Annotated in this window: 19 protein-coding genes and 1 pseudogene; 8 read left to right on the top strand and 12 right to left on the bottom strand. The window is 40.8% G+C overall.

Features of this window, described 5'->3' with window-relative positions; translation table 11 throughout:
* Positions 1 to 1,472: pseudogene (locus EV693_RS09065) on the bottom strand (hypothetical protein); the annotation flags it as partial.
* A 116-nt stretch (positions 1,473 to 1,588) separates the two neighbouring features.
* On the bottom strand, positions 1,589 to 1,813 hold the full coding sequence (locus tag EV693_RS09060; protein ID WP_165904890.1) for an ESPR domain-containing protein: 225 nt from the start codon (positions 1,811 to 1,813) through the stop codon (positions 1,589 to 1,591).
* Positions 1,814 to 2,056: 243 nt separating this feature from the next.
* On the opposite strand from EV693_RS09060, the gene EV693_RS09055 reads away from it, so the two are divergent.
* Genes EV693_RS09055 through rsmB form a run of 3 tightly spaced genes read left to right on the top strand, consistent with a single transcriptional unit; the run spans position 2,057 to position 4,787 of the window.
* Positions 2,057 to 2,482, top strand: coding sequence for a universal stress protein (locus EV693_RS09055; protein ID WP_132502043.1), 426 nt, complete (start codon positions 2,057 to 2,059; stop codon positions 2,480 to 2,482).
* A 41-nt stretch (positions 2,483 to 2,523) separates the two neighbouring features.
* Complete coding sequence (gene fmt / locus EV693_RS09050; protein WP_132502042.1) at positions 2,524 to 3,477, top strand: methionyl-tRNA formyltransferase; 954 nt, start codon at positions 2,524 to 2,526, stop codon at positions 3,475 to 3,477.
* Positions 3,474 to 4,787: a 16S rRNA (cytosine(967)-C(5))-methyltransferase RsmB gene (gene rsmB, locus EV693_RS09045; RefSeq protein WP_132502041.1), complete on the top strand. Its 1,314-nt coding sequence runs from the start codon at positions 3,474 to 3,476 to the stop codon at positions 4,785 to 4,787. The genes fmt and rsmB overlap by 4 nt, the downstream gene beginning before the upstream one ends.
* A 42-nt stretch (positions 4,788 to 4,829) precedes the next feature.
* Here rsmB and asd (EV693_RS09040) read toward each other — a convergent pair whose 3' ends face one another.
* On the bottom strand, positions 4,830 to 5,948 hold the full coding sequence (asd, locus tag EV693_RS09040; RefSeq protein ID WP_132502040.1) for an aspartate-semialdehyde dehydrogenase: 1,119 nt from the start codon (positions 5,946 to 5,948) through the stop codon (positions 4,830 to 4,832).
* 187 nt (positions 5,949 to 6,135) lie between these two features.
* Here asd (EV693_RS09040) and sodC point away from each other — a divergent pair, with 187 nt between their 5' ends.
* Positions 6,136 to 6,711 (top strand): superoxide dismutase family protein, encoded by a 576-nt coding sequence (gene sodC / locus EV693_RS09035; protein WP_132502039.1) that lies wholly within the window; start codon positions 6,136 to 6,138, stop codon positions 6,709 to 6,711.
* A 110-nt stretch (positions 6,712 to 6,821) separates the two neighbouring features.
* On the opposite strand, the gene recF is transcribed toward sodC, so the two are convergent.
* The 8 genes from recF to EV693_RS08995 all read right to left on the bottom strand — a co-directional run bounded on the left by recF (position 6,822) and on the right by EV693_RS08995 (position 17,195).
* Positions 6,822 to 7,907 (bottom strand): DNA replication/repair protein RecF, encoded by a 1,086-nt coding sequence (recF, locus tag EV693_RS09030; RefSeq protein WP_132502046.1) that lies wholly within the window; start codon positions 7,905 to 7,907, stop codon positions 6,822 to 6,824.
* 109 nt (positions 7,908 to 8,016) lie between these two features.
* A complete protein-coding gene (gene dnaN / locus EV693_RS09025) occupies positions 8,017 to 9,120 on the bottom strand; it encodes a DNA polymerase III subunit beta (RefSeq protein ID WP_132502038.1) in 1,104 nt (367 codons plus the stop codon).
* A 9-nt stretch (positions 9,121 to 9,129) separates the two neighbouring features.
* A complete protein-coding gene (gene dnaA, locus EV693_RS09020; protein ID WP_132502037.1) occupies positions 9,130 to 10,473 on the bottom strand; it encodes a chromosomal replication initiator protein DnaA in 1,344 nt (447 codons plus the stop codon).
* 280 nt (positions 10,474 to 10,753) lie between these two features.
* Positions 10,754 to 12,253 (bottom strand): nicotinate phosphoribosyltransferase, encoded by a 1,500-nt coding sequence (locus tag EV693_RS09015; protein ID WP_132502036.1) that lies wholly within the window; start codon positions 12,251 to 12,253, stop codon positions 10,754 to 10,756.
* A 136-nt stretch (positions 12,254 to 12,389) separates the two neighbouring features.
* Positions 12,390 to 14,267 (bottom strand): SLC13 family permease, encoded by a 1,878-nt coding sequence (locus tag EV693_RS09010; protein ID WP_132502035.1) that lies wholly within the window; start codon positions 14,265 to 14,267, stop codon positions 12,390 to 12,392.
* Positions 14,268 to 14,340: 73 nt separating this feature from the next.
* A complete protein-coding gene (gene waaF, locus EV693_RS09005) occupies positions 14,341 to 15,369 on the bottom strand; it encodes a lipopolysaccharide heptosyltransferase II (RefSeq protein ID WP_132502034.1) in 1,029 nt (342 codons plus the stop codon).
* Complete coding sequence (locus tag EV693_RS09000; RefSeq protein ID WP_132502033.1) at positions 15,366 to 15,764, bottom strand: MliC family protein; 399 nt, start codon at positions 15,762 to 15,764, stop codon at positions 15,366 to 15,368. Before EV693_RS09000 ends, waaF begins: the two co-directional genes overlap by 4 nt.
* Positions 15,765 to 15,824: 60 nt before the next feature.
* Complete coding sequence (locus EV693_RS08995) at positions 15,825 to 17,195, bottom strand: LysM-like peptidoglycan-binding domain-containing protein (RefSeq protein ID WP_132502032.1); 1,371 nt, start codon at positions 17,193 to 17,195, stop codon at positions 15,825 to 15,827.
* A gap of 238 nt (positions 17,196 to 17,433) precedes the next feature.
* Here EV693_RS08995 and EV693_RS08990 point away from each other — a divergent pair, with 238 nt between their 5' ends.
* The 3 genes from EV693_RS08990 (at position 17,434) to EV693_RS08980 (ending at position 19,654) form a co-directional block, all read left to right on the top strand.
* On the top strand, positions 17,434 to 17,787 hold the full coding sequence (locus EV693_RS08990) for a ComEA family DNA-binding protein (protein WP_132502031.1): 354 nt from the start codon (positions 17,434 to 17,436) through the stop codon (positions 17,785 to 17,787).
* A gap of 157 nt (positions 17,788 to 17,944) precedes the next feature.
* Complete coding sequence (gene asd, locus EV693_RS08985) at positions 17,945 to 18,835, top strand: archaetidylserine decarboxylase (RefSeq protein WP_132502030.1); 891 nt, start codon at positions 17,945 to 17,947, stop codon at positions 18,833 to 18,835.
* A 48-nt stretch (positions 18,836 to 18,883) separates the two neighbouring features.
* Positions 18,884 to 19,654: a tRNA1(Val) (adenine(37)-N6)-methyltransferase gene (locus tag EV693_RS08980; protein ID WP_132502029.1), complete on the top strand. Its 771-nt coding sequence runs from the start codon at positions 18,884 to 18,886 to the stop codon at positions 19,652 to 19,654.
* Positions 19,655 to 19,677: 23 nt separating this feature from the next.
* Here the strand turns inward: EV693_RS08980 and rraA are convergent, their stop codons facing one another.
* Positions 19,678 to 20,175: a ribonuclease E activity regulator RraA gene (gene rraA / locus EV693_RS08975; RefSeq protein WP_132502028.1), complete on the bottom strand. Its 498-nt coding sequence runs from the start codon at positions 20,173 to 20,175 to the stop codon at positions 19,678 to 19,680.
* Positions 20,176 to 20,411: 236 nt separating this feature from the next.
* On the opposite strand from rraA, the gene EV693_RS08970 reads away from it, so the two are divergent.
* Positions 20,412 to 21,494, top strand: coding sequence for a calcium:cation antiporter (locus EV693_RS08970; RefSeq protein ID WP_132502027.1), 1,083 nt, complete (start codon positions 20,412 to 20,414; stop codon positions 21,492 to 21,494).
* The last annotated feature ends 103 nt before the right edge of the window (positions 21,495 to 21,597 follow it).

Genomic DNA, 21,597 nt, shown 5'->3' with positions numbered 1-21,597 from the left:
ACAGTGAGAGCAGGAGCAGCAGAGACTGTGGAGGCGGTGATTTTTTCAATAATGGTTTTAGCGATAGAATATAGCTGGCTACCGTTAATTGCATCGGTAGATTGTTCAGAGACTTCACCTGGCGCCACAAATTTAAGCTGGCGAGTGAAGTCAGAACGACCAAATGAGACGATGTGTCCACTGTTTTTGATAGCACCAAAGAAGTTGTTGAAGGTGTAGTCGTCAATTTTAGCGTTATTGATTGCTTTTCCAGTATTGTCAGCGAGAGAGCCTGCACCAATGGCGACGGAGTAAGCACCACGAGCCACCGCTTTATCGCCTAGAGCTACACTGAATTGTTTAAGTGCTTTTGCATTTGGACCTACAGCAATGCTATTGACATAAGCTTGTGCTTGTCTACCAATGGCAATACCATCTATGCTTGATTTAGCATTTAGACCAAGTGATACAGCATTTAGGTGAGATTGAGCATTTCTACCCACAGAGATAGCATTACGGTATGATGATTTAGCATCATGTCCAATGGCAATAGTATCTTGCTCTTTGGCAAATGCATTATAGCCAATCGCCGTTGCATAATTTGATTGAGCAGTTGCTCTTCCTCCAAGGGCGAGTACGCCAATGCCACGACCATAGGTGCGAGAGCCTAAGAGTACGCCGCCTAGGCTATTATCTTGAAGATTTGCAAACGGTCCAATGGCGATAGAGCCAATACTATTTAAGCTGTTTTGAGCCTTATATCCTAAGGCGAGTGAGAGATATCCATTAGCTTGAGCGTTTTTACCCACAGAGATAGCATCTCTAAGAGCAAATGAAGTTTGACCAATTGCGATCGAATTCTGCTCTAAGGCTAAAGCATCATAACCAAGAGCGATCGAGTTGCGATTTAATGACTTCGCATTACGACCAATTGCAATAGCATTTTGTTCGTTTGCTAGTGCTTTGTAACCAAGAGCCATAGCATAGTTTGAATAAGCACTTGACCATCCGCCAAGAGCAAGTACACCAATGCCACTACCAAAAGTATTAGTACCTAAGAGTGTGCCATTTGTGCTGTTACCTTGAAGAGTTGCAAATGGACCGATTACAACGGAGTGGCTACTGTTCCAAGAATCAGATGCATTGTATCCGAAAACCATTGAACGATATCCGTTTGCTTTGGCCTCACTACCGAGAGCTATAGCATCTATATAAGAGAATGTATTTTGTCCTAAAGAGAGAGAGTTTCTATAAGCAAAGGAAGTTTTACCAATTACAATTGCATTACGGTCTCCTGCGATTGCACGGCGACCGAAAGCGATAGTATCTTGAGCTAGTGCCTCTGAGGTATAACCAACTGCGATAGAATTATGTCCAATAGAGTAAGAGTACTTACCAATAGCGATGGCGTAGTTTCCATCTTGACCAGCCCTTGCATACTGTCCAAGTGCGACAGACTCTTGATCTGAATAGGAATCCTCTCCTTTAGCCACATCTCCTCTTCTTTCAGCTCGACCGTCAATGTTACCTAAACCATTTGCCCAACTTGCTGCCGATATATTAGGAGTGAATATAGTAAAAGCAAAAATAGCTAAAGAAATAGGATTGATTAGTTTAGTAGGCGAGGAGAGAATACTGACTGACTGACTGACTGACTGACTGACTGACTGACTGACTGACTGACTGACTGACTGACTGACTGACTGACTGACTGACTGACTGACTGACGTTTATCTACGGAGGTTGTCGATTTTACTGCACAACGGGCGAGTTCAGAGACAACGACCCAAGATTGGCTTGCCGAATGAAAAACGACCTTAAATATTTTATTCATAGGGGTTTCCTTAATATCAAATAACATTGAAAATACTGAATGGCACAATGGCACAATGGCACAATGGCACAATGGCACAATGGCACAATGGCATTATAATTTATTTTGTATACAAAATAGAATTAAAAAATAAAAATACTATATTCCACTTCGTTTTTTGTGTACGGTTCTTTCTATTGAGGATACAATTTGATTAAATTGCCGCAGGTTAAAATGAGTAAAAGTGTGAATTAAGGATAAAATATGTATAGCAAATTATTAATCGCAGTTGATTTAAGTCATCTTGAGAGTGCGAAATTTGTGGTTGATACCGCATTGCAAATCACCGCAAGAAATCCCAATGCGATTTACCGTGTGGTCACCATTATTGAGCCGATTGATGATAGCTTTATTTCTGCCTTTTTACCGAAGAATTTCGATAAATCAGTGATTGAAGAAGCGAATAAAACGTTGCACGAATTCACAAAAAGCCATTTCCCTGAAGGGGCGAAAGTTCAGCATATTGTGGCACACGGCACGATTTATGAAGAAGTGAATCGCATTGCTGAAGAGAAAGAGGTGGATCTGATTGTGATGCTGGCAAGCAGTAAGCCAAATGCTAAAGGGTTAAGTTCCAATACGGTAAAAGTAGCTCGTAACAGTAAAAAGCCAATTTTAGTGCTACGTTAATCGATCTTGGATTCGCCTTAAAAAACGATAAAGAATAGAAAATGGAAAAATTAAGGATTATTTTTGCTGGCACGCCTGATTTTGCCGCTGTGCATTTGCAAGCATTGTTGGATTCACCGCACGATGTAATCGCCGTTTACACTCAACCAGATAAACCTGCTGGACGAGGTAAAAAGTTACAAGCTAGTCCTGTTAAGCAGCTAGCCGAACACCATCAAATCCCCGTTTATCAACCAAAAAGCCTACGCCAACTTGAGGCACAAAAAGAGCTGCAAGCGTTAAATGCTGATGTAATGGTGGTAGTGGCCTATGGTTTGATTTTGCCACAAGCCGTGTTAGATGCTCCTCGTTTTGGTTGTTTGAATGTTCACGGCTCTTTACTGCCTCGCTGGCGTGGGGCGGCTCCCATTCAGCGTGCAATCTGGGCAGGTGATAGTGAAACAGGTATTACGATTATGCAAATGGACAGCGGACTGGATACAGGTGATATGCTGTATAAAGTCAGTACGCCTATTGCTAAAAGTGAAACCTCCGCCACACTCTACCAAAAGTTAGCCACTATTGCTCCCCCTGCACTATTAACGGTGTTAGACGGGCTATCAAGCGGTCAGTTTCTGCCTGAAAAACAACAAGACGAACACGCCAATTATGCACAGAAATTGAGCAAAGAAGAAGCGAAATTGGATTGGCATTTGACCGCCTGTCAGCTAGAACGGAATATTCGTGCTTTTAATCCTGCTCCGATGGCATTTTTAACACTCGTTGTTAATGGAAATGAGGAGCGAGTAAAAGTTCATCAAGCAGAGGTGTTGCCTCATCAAGATGCAACGGCGGGCACAGTTTTAAATATCAATAAAAATGGCATTCAAATTGCTACCACAAAGGGCGTATTAAATTTGACGCAATTGCAACCTGCTGGCAAAAAAGTAATGTCGGTGCAAGATTTCTTAAATGGGCGTAGTCATTGGTTTGAGCTGGGCGAGGTATTACAATGAAAAAGCTCTCCGCAAGAGCCTTGTCTGCACAGCTACTGCTACAAGTATTGGACGAGGGGAAATCGCTCTCAAGCTTATTGGCAGAAAAAACGTATCCGATTGCAACGAGGGATATGCCATTGATGCAGGAAATCTGCTTTGGGGTGTGTCGAGTGCTGCCTCGTCTTGAAGCAATTATTCGGTTATTGGTTGAGAAACCACTAAAAGGCAAAACTCGCATTGTGCATTGTCTGTTATTGGTTGGACTTTACCAATTGCTCTATTTGCGAATACCTGCCTTTGCTGCCGTTGATGAAGTGGTGAATGCGACTAAAGCTCTTAATGTAGATAAATTTCGAGCATTAACTAACGGAGTACTACGCCGTTTTTTACGAGAGCAGGAATCGCTGTTGGCAAAAGTAGATAAAAACTGGCAAACGTTGCACCCAGAATGGCTGGTCAATTGCTTGAAAAGTGTATATCCAAATTGGCGAGAGATTGTTAAAGCGAATAACCAGCACCCACCGATGTGGGTTCGAGTGAATTCGCAGTTTGCAACGCCAGAGGAATATGCCAATTTACTTGGGGATAATGCAAAAAATTCCGAAAAAATGACCGCTTGTCGCTTAGTGGACAACCTTCCTCAAGGGGCTATCTTGATGACTAAACCTTTGCCAGTCAATCAATTACCTCATTTCGAACAAGGTTGGGTCACTGTACAAGATGTTCACGCACAATGGGCAGCTTGGTTACTTGCTCCTCAAAATGGCGAAGTGGTTCTTGACGCCTGTGCAGCCCCTGGGGGGAAAACGACACATATTCTTGAGATTGCACCGCAAGCACAAGTTACCGCACTCGATATTGAGCAGCACCGCTTGCAACGTGTAGAAGAAAACCTCAAACGTTTAGGGCAGCAGGCAAGGGTGGTTTGTGGCGATGCCAGCCAACCAGAATGTTGGTTAGATAAATCGGTGATGTTTGACCGAATTTTGCTTGATGCACCTTGCTCTGCAACAGGCGTTATTCGTCGCCACCCTGATATAAAATGGTTACGTCAAGAAAGCGATATTCAAGAATTAGTCAAGCTACAACGCAAGATTTTAGATGCTCTGTGGCAACGCCTCAAACCAAATGGCGTTCTACTGTATGCTACTTGTTCAGTTTTACCAGAAGAAAATAGCTTGCAAATTCAACAGTTTATAGCAGATATGCCTGATGCAAAACCGTTTGAGATGACATTTGCTGGCGAAAAAGTCATGGAGAAACAATTTTTGCCAACTGAAAAGGGTGGAGATGGTTTCTTTTATGCGAAGCTAATTAAAATGAGTTAGCTAGACTAAAAAACCTCAAGCTATGGCTTGAGGTTTTGCTATTTATTGCTGGGTTAATTGTACCAAAATACGGCGAACTGGCTCTGCGGCTCCCCATAATAGCTGGTCGCCCACGGTGAACGCTGATAGGTATTCACCGCCCATTGCTAATTTGCGTAAACGACCGACAGGAACGCTTAATGTACCTGTTACTTTTGCAGGAGTTAATTCACGCAATGTGGATTCTTTATCATTTGGAATGACTTTGACCCATTCATTGTGAGCGGCAATAATTTGTTCAATTTCGGTCAATGGTAGATCTTTTTTCAACTTAATGGTAAAGGCTTGGCTATGGCAGCGTAATGCACCAATACGCACACACAATCCATCAACAGGAATTGGATTGTCGCTTAGCCCTAAGATTTTATTGGTTTCCGCATAACCTTTCCATTCTTCTTTGGTTTGTCCTGTTTCTGGTAATAGTTTATCGATCCAAGGAATTAGGCTACCGCCTAATGCTGCACCAAAATTATCGATTGGAAAGTGATCTGCTCGCATTTCTTGGGTTACTTTGCGTTCAATATCTAAAATGGAGGCAGCAGGATCAGCGAGTTCAGCTTGAACACTCTTTTCTAATTTACCCATTTGCACGAGAAGCTCACGCATATTTTTAGCACCTGCTCCAGAAGCTGCTTGGTAAGTGGCAACAGAAACCCATTCGACCAAATCTTTTTCAAATAAACCGCCAATTGCCATTAACATTAGGCTTACAGTGCAGTTTCCACCGACAAACGTTTTTACGCCATTTTTAAGACCTTCTGAAATGACGTGCTGATTCACTGGGTCTAATACGATAATCGCATCTTTGTTCATACGCAAAGCAGAAGCGGCATCGATCCAATAACCATTCCAGCCAGCCGCTTTCAGTTTAGGATAAACTTCATTGGTATAGTCGCCACCTTGGCAAGTAACAATGATGTCCAAATTCTTGAGAGCCTCAATATCAAAGGCATTTTGTAACACGTCAGTTTTTTTTCCGCCAAAGGTTGGTGCTTTTTGCCCTGCTTGGGAAGTGGTGAAGAAGATGGGATTGATATTGGCGAAGTCATTTTCTTGTTCCATTCGATCCATTAAAACCGAACCGACCATACCACGCCAGCCGATAAAACCTACATTTTGCATTGATAACGCTCCTCGATGTTGTGTTTGATTTTTGTTAAGTATAATACGAATTTTACTATAATTTTTTATACAAAAAAGCAATTATTTTTAACCTATTTATGAATTTAGATGATATTCTTTAAACTCCAGTGTAGGATTATTCGACAGTATGGATTATCAATTTTACTACTAGACAATCGGAGACATTATGAAACTAAACTTGACAAAATTGATAGCATCAATGGCGTTATTAGGTCTATCAACAATTGCATCGGCACACGGAGATCATCAGTCATCTAGTGATACCAGTGCGGTTAAAAAGCTTACTGTAGAGGTTAATCAACTTGATACAGAAAAAGGCAATAAAAATATTGGCTATGTAGAAATTACCGAATCACCCTATGGATTGGTATTTACACCTAATTTACGTCATTTAGAAGCGGGTTTTCACGGTTTTCATATTCATGAAAATCCAAGCTGTGAATCAAAAGAAAAAGAAGGTAAATTAGTTGCAGGGTTAGCCGCTGGTGGGCATTGGGATCCTAAAGGGGTAAAACAACACGGACACCCTTGGTCTGATCAAGCACATTTAGGTGATTTACCTGCTCTAGCGGTATTACAAGATGGATCAGCGACGAACCCTGTTCTTGCTCCACGTTTGAAGAAATTGGAAGAAATAAAAGGACGCTCATTAATGATTCATGCAGGTGGAGATAATCATTCTGATCACCCAATGCCTCTTGGTGGCGGAGGTAGTCGTGTAGCTTGTGGCGTAATCCGATAGTGACTTGTCATACAAAAGGAGGATTTTATGTCCTCTTTTTTCTTATTTTGCTACGCACTCTTATTGATTTTTCATACATTTACCTTTTGTAGAATACGCAGAAAAAAGTCCTACTTTCTTACAATTATTCCTTGCTGGATATAAAACCGTTGATCGTATTCGTTACTTTTCCATTGGACTTGATTGAGTTGATCTTCGGTAATGGCACTCACAAAGACTTGTGAGCCATTTTCACGCAGACGTTGTGCCAATAATGCTCTTTTATTTGGGTCAAGTTCTGAAGCAAAATCGTCAATTAAATACAGACATTGACGCTCTTTTTGGCGTGAAAAATATTCACCTTGAGCTAAACGCAATGCACACATCAGTAACTTTAGCTGTCCACGAGAAAGCACATCTTCAACCGGTAAGCTATTGGCTCTAAATCGCAGATCCGCTTTTTGTGGTCCCACCATCGTATAGCCCATCATTTTGTCTCGCTCAAAGCCTTCTGCCAATATCTCGGCATAATCACGCCCTTTTTCCCAGCCTTGGTGAAAGCTGACTTGAAGGGTTATTTCAGGTAGAAAAAAATGGCAAGTTCTTTCAATCTCAGGGTAGAGTGCCTGTGCATAATCTTGACGCATTTGGGTAATAATATTAACAATTTTGACTAATTCCATATCCCAATGGCGTAAGTCATCATAGTGATTGGCTTGTGCTAAGGCAGCATTTCGTTGCTTTAATAGTCGTTTTAAGTTTACCCAGTGAGTGTGGAATTCGGTGTATTGGTGAAATAGCCCCCAGTCCAAAAATGCTCGGCGGTAGGTGGGGCCGCCATTAAGAAGTGTTAATCCCTCTGGGGTGATCATTTGCATTGGCAATAATAAGGCAAGATCTGAAATTTTTTTTCCATCTTCGCCATTTATTTTGAGTGTGGTATTGCCTTGGCGTGTTTTCTGTAACCCAACTGACCATTCATATTTTTGTTCATCAATTTCACCAAACAGTGTGAATTGATCTTGTTCGTAATGAATAATTCGATTGCTAATATGGCTTTTGAATGAACGTCCGTGCCCGAGATAAAAAATTGCTTCAAGCAAACTGGTTTTACCGCTGCCGTTTTCGCCGATAATAAAATTAAAGTTTGGGCTAAATCGTAAGTCTGCTGACTGGATATTGCGAAAATTTGTGGTAACGAGGCGTTTTAAAGACATAAAGTAGGAATTAAAATTGGGTAGAGAAGCGACATAGAGTGTGAAATCCACCTCACTCTCCCTCCGCTTGAGAGGGATAAAATAAATGAGAGGTGGTAAAAATAGCCAATTATAATCTCATCGGCATAATCACATATTCTGCGGTATTGTTTTGACAATCTTCAATCAAACAGCTTGAGTTTGCATCAACTAAACTCACACGCACACGCTCGCATTTAAGCGTATTTAATACATCTAATAAATAGCTCACATTAAAACCAACTTCCATATCATCGTGTTGGTAAGATACATCAATAATTTCTTCGGCTTCTTCTTGTTCTGGATTGTTTGCTGTTATTTTGAGTAAATTTGAGCTAAGTGTTAGACGCACACCTCTAAATCGTTCATTTGAGAGAATAGCCGCACGCACTAACGCTTTTTTCAGCAATTCTGCATCTGCTTCCAAAATACGATCTGCATTGCGGGGCAATACACGGCGATAATCAGGGAAACGTCCATCAATCAGTTTTGAGGTGAATACAATCCCATTCATTGAAATACGTAAATTGCTTGTACCAATTTCAAGGCGAATAGTTTCATCGGTTGCATTAACAAGCCTCGCCAGTTCGAGTACCGCTTTGCGTGGCACAATCACTGCGTGAGTGAGTAGCTCTTGTGTCAGAGGTATCGTACAAACCGCCAAGCGGTGTCCGTCTGTGGCGACAGTTCGTAATAGATTACCTTCTGTTTCAAATTTCATTCCATTGAGGAAATAACGAGCATCTTGATTTGCCATAGAAAACTGTGTTGCCTCAATAAGTCGAGCAAGCGTGGATTGTTCAATAGAGAAATCCACTTCAGGATTCCAATCCATCAAGTTTGGGTAGTCTGAAGCTGGTAGTGTAGCTAAATTAAATTTGCTTCTATCGGCACGAATTAATACGCGATCTTGTTCAAATTGAACAGAAATTAAACTATCTTCTGGTAGGCTACGGCAAATATCAAGAAACTTTTTCGCTGGAATGGTAAATTTTCCGCTGGAACTGACCGCTTGTGCAAGCTCTGCTTGGGTGGTTAATTCTACTTCTAAATCTGTCCCTGTCATTGAAAGTTGTGTGCCATCAATTTCCAATAGTAAATTATTGATAACAGGCAGAGTTGGGCGACTGCTTAGCACGCCACATACTTGCTGTAATGGTTTGAGTAATTGTTCACGAGAAATAGTAAATTGCATAACAATTCCTTAAGACGAAAGTTTGCGTGTTAAATGAATATAATCTTCTTGTATAACGGGATCGCTATTACGTTTTTCAATGATGGTCTTACAGGCGTGCATCACCGTGGTATGATCCTTACCACCAAATTCACGCCCAATTTCAGGTAGGCTATGATTAGTGAGTTCTTTTGCCAATGCCATTGCCATCTGACGAGGTCGTGCGACAGAGCGTGTGCGACTTTTTGATTTTATATCTGCTATTTTAATATTGTAGTATTCGGCAACGGTTTTTTGAATATTTTCGATCGTAATTAGATGATCATAAGATGAAATAAGATCTTTTAATGCTTCTCTGACTGCATCAACGGTAATTTGACGCTTGGTAAAGTTGCTCCAAGCGATCACTCGATTTAATGCACCTTCTAATTCACGCACATTCGTTCGCAATTTTTGCCCAAGGAAAAAAGCCACTTCTTCGCTCAAGACAATACCTCTTTCTTCCGCCTTTTTCATCAAAATGGCTACACGGGTTTCTAATTCAGGTGGCTCAATCGCTGCATTTACCCCCCAGCTTAAGCGAGAGCGAATTCTTTCCTCAATGTTCTCAATATTTTTAGGGAATACATCGGAGGTAACAATGATTTGGCGGCTACGATCAAATAGTGAATTAAAGGTATGGAAAAATTCCTCTTGCGTGGCCTCTTTATTGGCAAAAAATTGAATATCATCGATCATCAACACATCAAGAGAGCGGTAAAATTTTTTAAAGTTTTCAATCGTGTTGCTTTTTAAGGCTTTTACCATATCTTGTACAAAACGTTCAGAATGAATATACACCACGCGAGCGTTTGGATTGAGACGCAAAATCTCATTCCCCACAGCGTGTAGTAAATGAGTTTTCCCCAAGCCTGTGCCGCCATACAAAGAGAACGGATTGCAATGGCTTTCTCCAGGGTTACTCGCTACTTGCTGTGCAACTGCTTTCGCCAATTGATTTGACTTACCTTGTACAAAATTATCAAAGGTTAGTGATTCTGTCAGCCCTGAGTGTGGAGCCTGCGAAACGACTTCTTGAGTTGTATTTGTAGACTGATTATCTGAAGAGCGAGATGGAGTAGCCTGTTCGGCAGGTTTTGTTCCAACTCGAATAAGCACGTTTAGATTCTCATCTTTATGCAGAAAACGAGCTAAACCAATAATTTCATTAATGAATTTATCTTGTACCCAATCGGCAACGAATTTATTTTGAGCATAAAGCACAAGCTCCCCTTGGCGAAAATCTGCCTGCAAAGGACGCAACCAAGTGCTGTAATCTGTAGGCGATACTTTTGTTTGTAAATGGCTTAAACAATCAGACCAAAGAGAAGACACAACTCGCTCCAAAAAGAATAAAATAAGATCGACTATAATACTCGAAAATAGGCTCAAGATCTTGTAAATTTTTGCGGTTTATCGCCAATTAAAAATACAAGCGGTCGCTTTTTTAGAGAAAAATGCAACTTCTTTGCTAAAGAGAATAGTTTGTTAAATTTCGGTAATATGAAAAAGCCTAGAATTTCCTCTGCGATAGCCTCTTGTGATCGAAAAAATCGTGATTACCGAGCTAGCAAAGCCCCTTCGTATGACGTCTAGGCACTTGAGTAATATAACGCTAATTCTCTTGTTCAAGCTCGCTAAAAAAATTAGCACGGATTTGGTCAAAGTTAGTGTGATTGAGCAGTTGTCCATTCTCAAAAACAGGCTGTAAGAGATCATCAGAAAAATCATCATTTGCCGTAAGTCCATCAACATAATGGTCGAGTGTCAGCACTTTTACTCGCCCTTTTTGAGATTTTTTTAACCCATTATCTGTTTTGGGATTTTTAAAAATGGCTTTTTCGAGATGATTAATGGTAATGGAGGTAGCCTTGACGGCAAAACCGAGGGTGTCTCGGGTATGGGTTTGATAAGTGCGAGATCCTACGCCAAAGACAATATTATTAGAAGCAAATCCTTTATCTTTTAGCCCTGCAAGAGTACGGCTCATTTTTTCAAAATTAATCCCATCGCCATAGATAACGCCAATATGAGGATCAAGTTCTTTGTAGCCTTTGCAATTTAGACGACCGCCAAAAATATCCCATAAGCATTCAATTAACCCTTTTTGTTCATAGGCAGTGGTCGCGGTTGGATCGCCACATAAAATTGCCATAGCCTCTCCGCTATCTGGGCGAATAACGACTTTCGCCTGTGGGGAGCGAGCCATAATCTCAGCTTTTAATATCGGCAGATTAACGGAAATATTGTGCCAAAAATCGGTGGTATCTGCGACAATTGAGATCATATGGTGTGGAAATTGTGCCATTAGATAGCGGAAAGTCGAGAGTTCATCAATGCCGTGTGCACTCATTACTGAATGTTCGCTGGCAGGGATTGATGTGCCGATCAGTTGGCTAGATCCATAGTAATGTTCAATGTAAGAGATAGCTGGAATGGTATCTGTTCCTCTAAATGCAATAAGATGTGCAGCACCAGAAACTTCTGCACTTTCTAACGAACTCATTCCTCGCATACTAAAATCGTGAGATTGGAAAGGAATATGCTCAAGATTCTCACAGGTTTCGTGAGCAAATGCAGTTAAAGTCTTGTGATACACTCTTGCCACAGAGGCAGAGGTCATAGGTAACCATAAAGAAACATTAACGAGCGTTTCGATATAGTTAGTCAGCCAAAAGAAATCGGGGTGGGTATTCTCAATCGTCATTACTGGCACTTTCAGCCCAACGGAAAGCCCTTCTGGAATGGACTTAATTTTTAACGGCAGATAGCCTAAATCGTGTAGCTGAGCAATATGCGATCCACTGCAATTAATATGTAATGTACGCTTTACAAAATCCGTGTATTCCTCAACGACATCTTGCTTCGGACGAGCAAAAAAATTCTGATTAAAATAGTTGATTAAATATTTTTGTAAGAACGCTTGAATCCCAAAGGAGACGACACGATCAATATGTGGAGCAAGGTCATTACTGCGAGGGGTAAATGTGCTGTAGATGACTTGTGAGCCAATGGGGTACTGCTTGCGGTGTGTAATTTTATAAAAATCACAGAGTAACATAGGAACTGCTGTTGCCTGCTGCATATAAGGGGACATTACCGATAAATTGCTCATTTGCTCTCTCAATATCAATATGAAAATTAAGCAGGATTGTAGCATATATGCATCATTTTAAAAGCGGTTGTAATTTTTTAGTCAAAAGTAACCGCTTATATCAACGCCATTCAATCTTGCTATTTTCTGTAATCTGTTAGACAGGGAATAACAGCGGCACCAAAAAGACAGATAACAGCATCACTAATACCGTGAATGGTATGCCTACCTTGATAAAATCCATAAAACGATAGCCCCCTGGGGACAATACCATCGTATTGACTGGCGATGAAACTGGGGTCATAAAAGCGGCTGAGGCTGAAATGGCGACAATCATTGCAAAGGGAATCGGCGAATAATTTAATTGCTGTGCAATGGCAATACCAATAGGCATCATCAAAATAGCGGTCGCTGTATTAGAAATAAATGCACCAATGATTGCTGTCAGGACAAATAATAATACCAGCACACCGTGTATACCCATATCTTGCATTACCTCTAGTAGCATTCCAACAATCAAATCCACTCCACCTGTTTTTTGCAAAGCGATTGAAAATGGCATCATACCCACGATTAAAATTAGGCTTGACCAATGAATAGCATCATAGGCACTTTTAATATCAATGCAGCGAAATTTCCCAAGCATCAGGCAAGCAATTAAGGCTGCAATCACATTTGGAACAAGCCCTGTAATCATCAAAATAACCATTGTTAGCACAGAGAAGATAGCATGCGGAGCTTGGTTAATAGCTGGGGCAACGTGCTTACTCTCTTCTGGCGTTTTAAGTAGAAAGAAATCTTTATTTTGATTATCCAATGCAAGAATTTGATTCCACACCCCCATCACCAGCACAATATCACCAAATTGAAGCGGTGTGTTAAGCAGATCATCTCGAATAATTTCTCCACTACGCTTTAAACCCACCACGCTTAATCCATAACGAGAGCGGAAATGGAGTTCGCCAATTGTTTTACCAACCGTGCTTACATCAGGCATCAACGAAAGTTCCGCCATACCCACAGATTTAGCGTGATCAGAAAAATACTCCCCTTTTAACGTGATAGGTTTAAGATGGAATTGAGTACATTGCTGATCAAAATAGCCGCTCGAACTGCCAATATCCAAGAGCAAAATATCTTTTGCTTGTAATGTCATTGAACCATAAGCACTCATTGAAATATTGCGAAAATGCTTTACACGCTGAATCGCTACAATATTCAAATTGTGTTCGCTACGTAAGTTCAACTCATTGATCGTTCTCCCTACAAATGGCGAGGTCGGCGTAATCAACACCATTTTTGCCCGTCCTTCCAACTGATACTCTTTAATCAACTGCGGCATTGACGAGCTTTTGCGTGATTCAGTCTGTATGACTTCACCATTATCCAACCAACGGCGAGCAATTAACATATAACCAATAGCCAGAATTAAAACAGAGACACCAATCGGCGTAAAACTAAAAAAGTGAAACCCCTCCAACCCTGCTTTCACGATTTCAGAGTGTGCAACTAAGTTCGGCGGTGTGGCAATCAACGTCATCATACCGCTAATAAGTCCCGCTATGCTCAATGGCATCATCAAACGTTTTGGCGAAATCCCCATACCCGAACAAATTGCTAAAACAACAGGAATAAAAATCGCTACAATCCCTGTCGAACTCATAAATGAACCCAATCCAGCAATAGACAGCATCAATAAGATTAACACTTTTGTTTCATTTGCCCCAGACACTCGCATTAACCAATCACTGACTTGATACGCAATGCCTGTACGAACCAAACTTTCTCCGACAACAAATAGCAATGCAATCAACACTATATTAGGATCACTTAGTCCAGCAAACACTTCTTGCACGGTCAGAATGCCACTCAAGCTAAAAAATGCAATCACCAACAATGCCACAATATCCATACGCAACTTATTGCGAATAAATTGCCAAATCGCAAAAAACAACATTGCTACAACCCAAAAAAGTGGGTGCAGCAAAAAACTAGGTAGAACGTAAGTCAGAGAGTTAAAAAAAGAGTCATTCATTGTATAAACATTCCTCCTACAATCGGTGAGATTAAATGAAATTTTTGTTAGGTATTTTATCACGCTGCCCTTTTCAAGCCTGTAATAACCCATTCAACTTTTCTAGCACATCATTAGGGTTGAGGTCGATTAGGCTTTGGTGGTAACCATTGGGCTGGTTGCTTTTGCGGATTTTAATCAGATCGCCTTTGATTTTTCGAATAATAACGGCGTTATCTGAAAGTGGTGGCGTGTAGTTTGGGCTGGTTGGACCGTACAGTGCCACGAGAGGCTTGTTAAGTGCGGCTGCGATGTGCATTAAACCGCTGTCATTACTGATGATCGCTTGGCAATGTGCAATCAGATCGATGGCTTGTTCTAGGCTTGTTTTGCCTGCTAGGTTAATGCAATGTGTTTGTTCTTCTTTGTTTAGCAACCCTCGAATTTGTTCGCCAGCTTCTACATCTTTTGGTGAACCAAACAGTGCGATTTGCTTGCCTTGTGCAATCAGCATTTTGGCTAGGGTTGCGAAGTGATAATGCGGATAGCGTTTCGCAGGTCCAAATTCTGCTCCAGGGCAAAAACCGATGAGAGGAGCGGTTGATTGAAGCGAAAAATTTGCAGCCGTTTGAGCAATCTGTTCTGCGGAAGTTAAAAGGTGTGGTTTGGGAATAGGTAAATTATCGGCATTGGGGATATTTTCTTTATCAAATGCCAATGCGACATAGCGTTGTACCATCATTGGGTATTCGTGTTTGTTGTTGCGTAGATCGTTGAGCAAACCATAACGCATCTCGCCTTTCCAGCCACGTCTAGCAGGAATGTTGGCAAACAGCGGAATAAACGCTGATTTGAAGGAATTTGGTAAAACAATGGCGAGATCGTACTGATTTTGCAAATTTTTAGCTAAATGATACCGCTTACAGAGGGCAAATTCGCCGTGTCCAATAGGCATTGAAATAGCGTTATTGACCTCTGGCATTCGAGAGAGAAGCGGACGGCACCAATCGGGAGCGATAACATCAATGGTGCAGTGAGGGTAGTTGGTTTTTAGCTGCTGATAGAGGGCGTGAGACATCATCATATCTCCTACCCAAGATGGGCTGATGATAAGAATATTCATTTTCCAGTCTCCTTTTTAATGCAGTTTTTGGCTAGAAATTGATTGCGGTTATTGCGTAATGAGCCTTCATTATTTTGTTCTTCTCGCCAGAACCAGCGAATGTTGCTGTATTGTTTACCTGTTTTAGAGACTGAACGAGAAAGAGTGTGTGTACGCTGATTGAATGTGAGTGTAATCGTGTTACCTGTTCCTGCTTTTGTTCGTTGGATTTGTATAACTTTGTTATTTTGGCAGTGATATTTTTCCACTTTGTGATCGTGTTCGACCACTCTATGTGCTTGGTGTGGTGTTAGACTTTCTTGTAAAACTAGCTGTTCGGCGGGTGAAACAAATGCAACACAGGAACAGAGCATCACAGTGGTGGAAATTAATAGAGGGAGGGATAAATAAGCCATTTTTTCTCCGATGTATTGAAGAAAAAGAGCAACCTAGAGAAGGTTGCTCTTGTATGAATATTATTTAAACGTATAGCTACCATCGCCTTGGCGAATGAATTTACCAGAGCCGATATTCATTTCAACGACACGGTTATTTTTGTCTAGATGCACAGTAACGGATTGTCCAGCTTTTAGGTTATTGACCGTTTTATTAGTTTTACTCATTGCGTTTACGTCAGCGATATTTAGGTTGTTATCACGGAACACTTGCATTAATGAAACGCCTTTAGACACGGTTAAGGTTTTCGTAGTTATTGCATTTGTGTTTGCTGCTGAACTGCTTGCGGTTGAACCTTTCGCTGGTTTTACATTCGCAACAGAGGTTACCTTTGTTGCTTTGTTATCAACTGATTTACTATCGATTGATTTAATCAATTTGTCTAGTTGTGCTTTATCTTCTTGAGTTTGGCTGACTACTTTTTTAGGTTGTGTAGGTTGTGCCTGATTAGTATTTTCAGATATTTTTGTTTCAGGTTGATAGATTACATTCGTATGTGTGGTTGGTTTTTGTACCGTTTCAGTTGCTGAGGGGGGAGGTGTCAATACAATTGGTTGGGTTTGCTCGGCTGCTGCAAGCGTGCTATTCATCGCTATTGATGGCTCGGCAACTTGCGAGGTTTGAGCGTCTGGGGTGGTTTGAGCCGTTGATGAAGGTGCAATCACTTGGTTTTGTTCCGCCTGTAATGCTTTGGCTTGCTCTTCTGCTCGTTTGGCTTCTTCTTCATTAACAGGGCGGAATTCTATTGGTAGTGTTGTGCCTTGTTCTTGCAATTGTTCCACGCTTTTAGGCGTGTTTGGTTTTAAAAAGAAGAATACGAGTAGCAATGCTAAGGCGAGTAGGATTACGACCAACAAACGGCGGAATTTTGGTGATATTTTATCCGTTAAAATTGTCTTGGTTACCGCAGTTTGTATTTGTGCAGGAATGACTCGTTCAATTTCAGGTGATTTAGCCATCGCTACCTCTTCAACAGGGGAGGATTCATTTTGGTGTTGAGCTTCAGGAGCAGCATTATTTGTGTTATTTGATTTGGTCAGCTTTGCTTGTGCGTTATTCGTTTTGTCTTCATCTGAGACAGCAGGTGCAAAATTAAAACCAGTTTTTGCAGACTGATAAGTGGTATCTTGTACCACAGGTTGAGAAGGGACTGTCTTATTCTTATTTTCTTGCATACTAGCAGGGCGTTTAACCACGGGGGTAAAAGTGTAATTAGGGGCAGCATTGGAATGAAGTGAAATGGAGACCGTTTTTGTCTCATCGCTTGTTGCCACTTGATCATTTTGAGTCAAGTGGTGGTTTTCAGATAGTGATGATAGTGTTGGGTCTACCGTATTTTTGTCGTTTGTGTAACCAAAAGTCGGCTCTTTGCGTGAGTTATGCTGGCTCATTTTAAGTTCCAAAAGAGAATTTAATTATAAAATTAAGCACATTCTAAAGGATTTCTCACTGAACGGCACGGTTTTTAGAAAAATTTTCCTTTCCCTCGGTCTATTTTTTCGATCTTGATCGCAAAAATAGTGTCCGCAAATTGTGTTTATGCAAAGAACAGATAAGGTAGGCAGGTGTTTTGATCTCACACAATGATTTATTTTTGTTATTTATCTTTTTATTGCTTTAGGAGGCGTTATGAAAAAATTCACTCGTGCCGTACTTTGTACATTCATTGGACTATTTTCTGCATTCAGTTTTGTGCAGCCTAGCTTAGCAACTGAGCAAGTATCTGTGCAAAGCCGTGTTGCTGAACAAAAAAGAGAAGAGGTAACAAATACTATTCTAGCAGCGAATAGTGTAAACATTAATCTCGCAAGTGCCGCAGAAATTCAAGATAAATTAATTGGTATTGGGGCGAAGAAGGCACAGGCGATAGTAGAATACCGTGAGAAATATGGTAAGTTCCAAAGTCTAGAGCAACTGACGGAGGTCTCAGGTATTGGTAAAGCAACATTACAGAAAAATCAGGATCGTATTGTTCTTGAGTAGATAGTATTAGGTTAGCGGTTTACTGGGATGAGTAGGGGCGGTCGCCAGATTGTAAAGTTTGTCGCTTTTGCTATACTTCGTTGATAAGTTTTGTATAGCAGAAATTTATATAATAGAAAATTTATATAGCAAAAAGCAATTTACAGAGGAAAACATTATGCAATTAAAAGGCTACCCAACCCCTAATTATTGGACTCGGGTAAAGATCGCACTTCATTACCTATTACCTCAGTTAGCCATTACTCGAGCGGCAGGTTGGTTAGCGGAGCAAAAATGGGGAACGCTAACACACTTTATCATTAAATTATTTGCTCACAAATATCGTGTTAATCTGGAAGAAGCTGAGAAAACGAGTCCTTCCGACTATGCCAGTTTTAATGAATTTTTTATTCGTCCACTAAAGGAAAATACTCGTCCGATTGATCAAGCTTTAAAAGCAGTTTGTTTGCCTGCTGATGGCAAAATTAGTGAATTGGGAAAGATTGAGCAAAATCGGTTATTGCAGGCAAAAGGACATAATTTCACCCTTGAAACCCTTTTGGCTCACGATGAGAAACTAGTAAGCTCATTCCAAAATGGGCAGTTCATCACAACTTATCTATCACCTCGAGATTACCATCGAGTACATATGCCTTGCGATGGTACATTACGCAAGATGATTTATGTACCTGGTGATCTATTTTCGGTGAACCCATTTCTTGCAGAGCATATTCCCAATTTATTTGCTCGTAATGAGCGTGTTATTTGTGAATTTGAGACAGTGTTCGGTACGATGGTGCAAATCTTGGTTGGAGCAACCATTACTGCGAGTATAAGTACGGTTTGGGCTGGGGTAGTTAATCCACCAAGAATAAATGAAGTGGTGGTTTATGAATATTCTACAACAGATGAAACAGCGATACATTTAGAGAAAGGGCAGGAAATGGGAGCTTTCCGTCTTGGTTCTACAGTCATTAATTTATTCCCTCAAAATGCGATTAATTTTGAGGATAGATTGGCAGCAGGTACAGAAACTAGAATGGGAGAGCGTTTAGGAACAGTGATTTAAATATACCTTAATCGTTATATTTGGCGAATAATTCACTTATTTTAACTAATGAGCAACTCACTGGGATTTCAATTTAAACAGTTTTTCATTGCACACGATCGTTGTGCAATGAAGGTAAATACTGATGGGGTTTTACTTGGTGCGATAGCTGATGTGCAAAATGCTAAACGTGTTCTGGATTTGGGAACAGGGACTGGACTTATTGCAATCATGTTGGCACAACGCACCGCTTCCGATTGTCAAATAGTTGCACTGGAATTGGAAGCCAATGCAGCAATGCAAGCAAAAAAGAACGTTCAGCAAAGCCCTTGGTCGGAGCGAATTTGTGTCTTAAACCAAGATGTGTTGCAGTTTCGTACTGAAACTAAATTTGATTTGGTTGTTGCTAACCCTCCGTATTTTTCAAATAGTTTGGCGAGCCGTAGTGATGAAAGGACGCTTGCTCGCAGTGCGGTGCAGCCTCATTTGATGTGGCTGAAAAAAGCAAAAGAATGCTTGGCACTTGGCGGAGAAATTTGGTGGATTTTACCGATTGAAGAAGGGCAAAAACTCATTGCTTGCAGCCACGAAATTGGGTTGTATTGTACTCAGTTATGGAAAATCCATACTCAAGCGGACAGACCACCCAAAAGGTGGGTAATGGTTTTTGCGATGGCTGATAATCCGATAGTTGCTAATCCGATAGTTCAAAACGTAGACTTTGCTCGCTCTACAACACCCAACTCTTATGCACAATACCAATTAAATATTTATCAGAGCAATGGTAAATACAGTGAGGATTTTATTGCTCTGACAAAATCGTTTTATTTAAAAATGTAAAGAAGGATCTACAATCACAGCTATTATGCAAGCTCGTCATTGAGATCAAGTAGATCTGGTGAAAGTACGATACCCGTTAAGTCGGCATAAACATAATCTTCAGGCAGGAATGTAACGCCACCGAAATTAACGGGCGTATCAATTTCACCAATAGTATTGTCATCGGCACCAACGGGAATAGGGGCAAGAGCTTGGATCCCAAGATCAAGTGTTTCAAGTATATCAAGTTGGCGAACGGCACCATTAATAATAATGCCTTCCCAGTCGTTTTCGACGGCAATTTGTGCCAGTGAGCTATCAAGTAATGCACGGCGAACTGCACCTCCGCCATCAACTAATAGCACTCGGCCTTGTCCGTTCTCTTCTAATACTTCGGCGATTAATCCGTTATTTTCAAAGCATTTGATCGTGGTAATTTTTCCATAGAACGAAGGACGACCACCGAAACTTGAAAAAATAGGTTCAACGACATCAACCTGATCAGAATAAATATCGCACAATGTTGAAGTGTCAATATGCATAGCTTGCTCCTTTTTACCTAGATTTAGGGGAGAGTATAAGATTTATGGAAGAGTATAAACCTTTGCAAAAATTTGTTCAAATTCAACCGCTTGTTAGATTGTTTTTACAACAGTAAACATGAAAAAATGTTTTGCTAAAAAAGGGTATTCGATGTTATAACTAATTGATTATCCATAACCTAGATTCACTTTCCTTGCTCGTCTATGACAAGGTATCTTAAATTTAAGGAGTTTTTATGCCAACACAAAAGGCACATGCCCCAATACCAATTTGGTCTTTAGTTTTTCCAATTTTGGCTTGGGGGCTTTATTTTTTCGGTGTGCAAGAAAGCACGTTGTTGCAAATTGTGGGCGGAATATTGTTGATCGGTAGCGTGCTATCTGCTGTTCATCACGCAGAGGTTGTTGCTCACAAAGTGGGTGAACCATTTGGTACGATTATTTTGGCGTTAGCCATTACCGTGATTGAAGTGGCGTTGATCGTCTCATTAATGGTTGCTGGCGGCGATAATGCGGCTTATTTGGCTCGAGATACGGTTTTTGCGGCAATTATGTTAATTTTAAATGGGATCTTAGGGGCGTGTTTGATGATTGGCGGCTTGAAACACCACGAGCAATTTTTTAGTCAAAAATCTGCCTCAACAGCATTAGTTACCTTGATCTCTATCCTTGTTTTAACGTTAGTGTTACCGAATTTTACGACATCAACTGAAGGACCAACTTACAGCTCTACACAGCTTATTTTTGTGGCTATCGCATCATTAGTGCTTTACGGTTCATTTATTATGATGCAAACCGTGCGTCATCGTGATTACTTTTTGGTTGATGATAATAACCCCGCTCACCACGCTGAACCTCCCTCAAATAAAGTGGCACTCACCAGCCTTCTATTCCTGATTATCTGTTTAGGAATCGTAGTCCTCTTAGCTAAAGCCCTATCGCCAGTAATTGAACGAATGGTCGTAGGAGCAGGCGCTCCATTGGCTTTAGTTGGGGTGATTATTGCGGCAGTTGTTTTACTGCCAGAAGGTTTAGCAGCATTAACCGCAGCCCACCGTAACCGTTTGCAAACCAGCGTCAATCTTGCATTAGGTTCTGCACTAGCAAGTATCGGACTGACTATTCCTGCTGTTGTGATTGTGTGTTTAATTTACGATATTAATCTAGTATTAGGCTTAGATTGGAAATCAATGGTCTTACTTTGCCTGTCAGCTTTTGTGGCAATGTTGTCCTTAAACCAAGGGAAAACCAATATGTTATATGGCATTGTATTGTTGGTTAATCTTTCGGCTTATGTTTTTACGGTGATCGTCCCATAATTGACGTTTGGGGAATATATTTACAGATAACAAGCGGTGAGTATTCACTTAAAATTTGTAAAAAATACGGTATAGCGTAGCGGTTGTACAAAGGAAACTTATA

Source organism: Nicoletella semolina (assembly GCF_004345745.1).
In the GTDB taxonomy this organism is placed as follows: Bacteria; Pseudomonadota; Gammaproteobacteria; order Enterobacterales; family Pasteurellaceae; genus Nicoletella; species Nicoletella semolina.
This window is presented reverse-complemented; position numbering and strand designations above follow the sequence as displayed.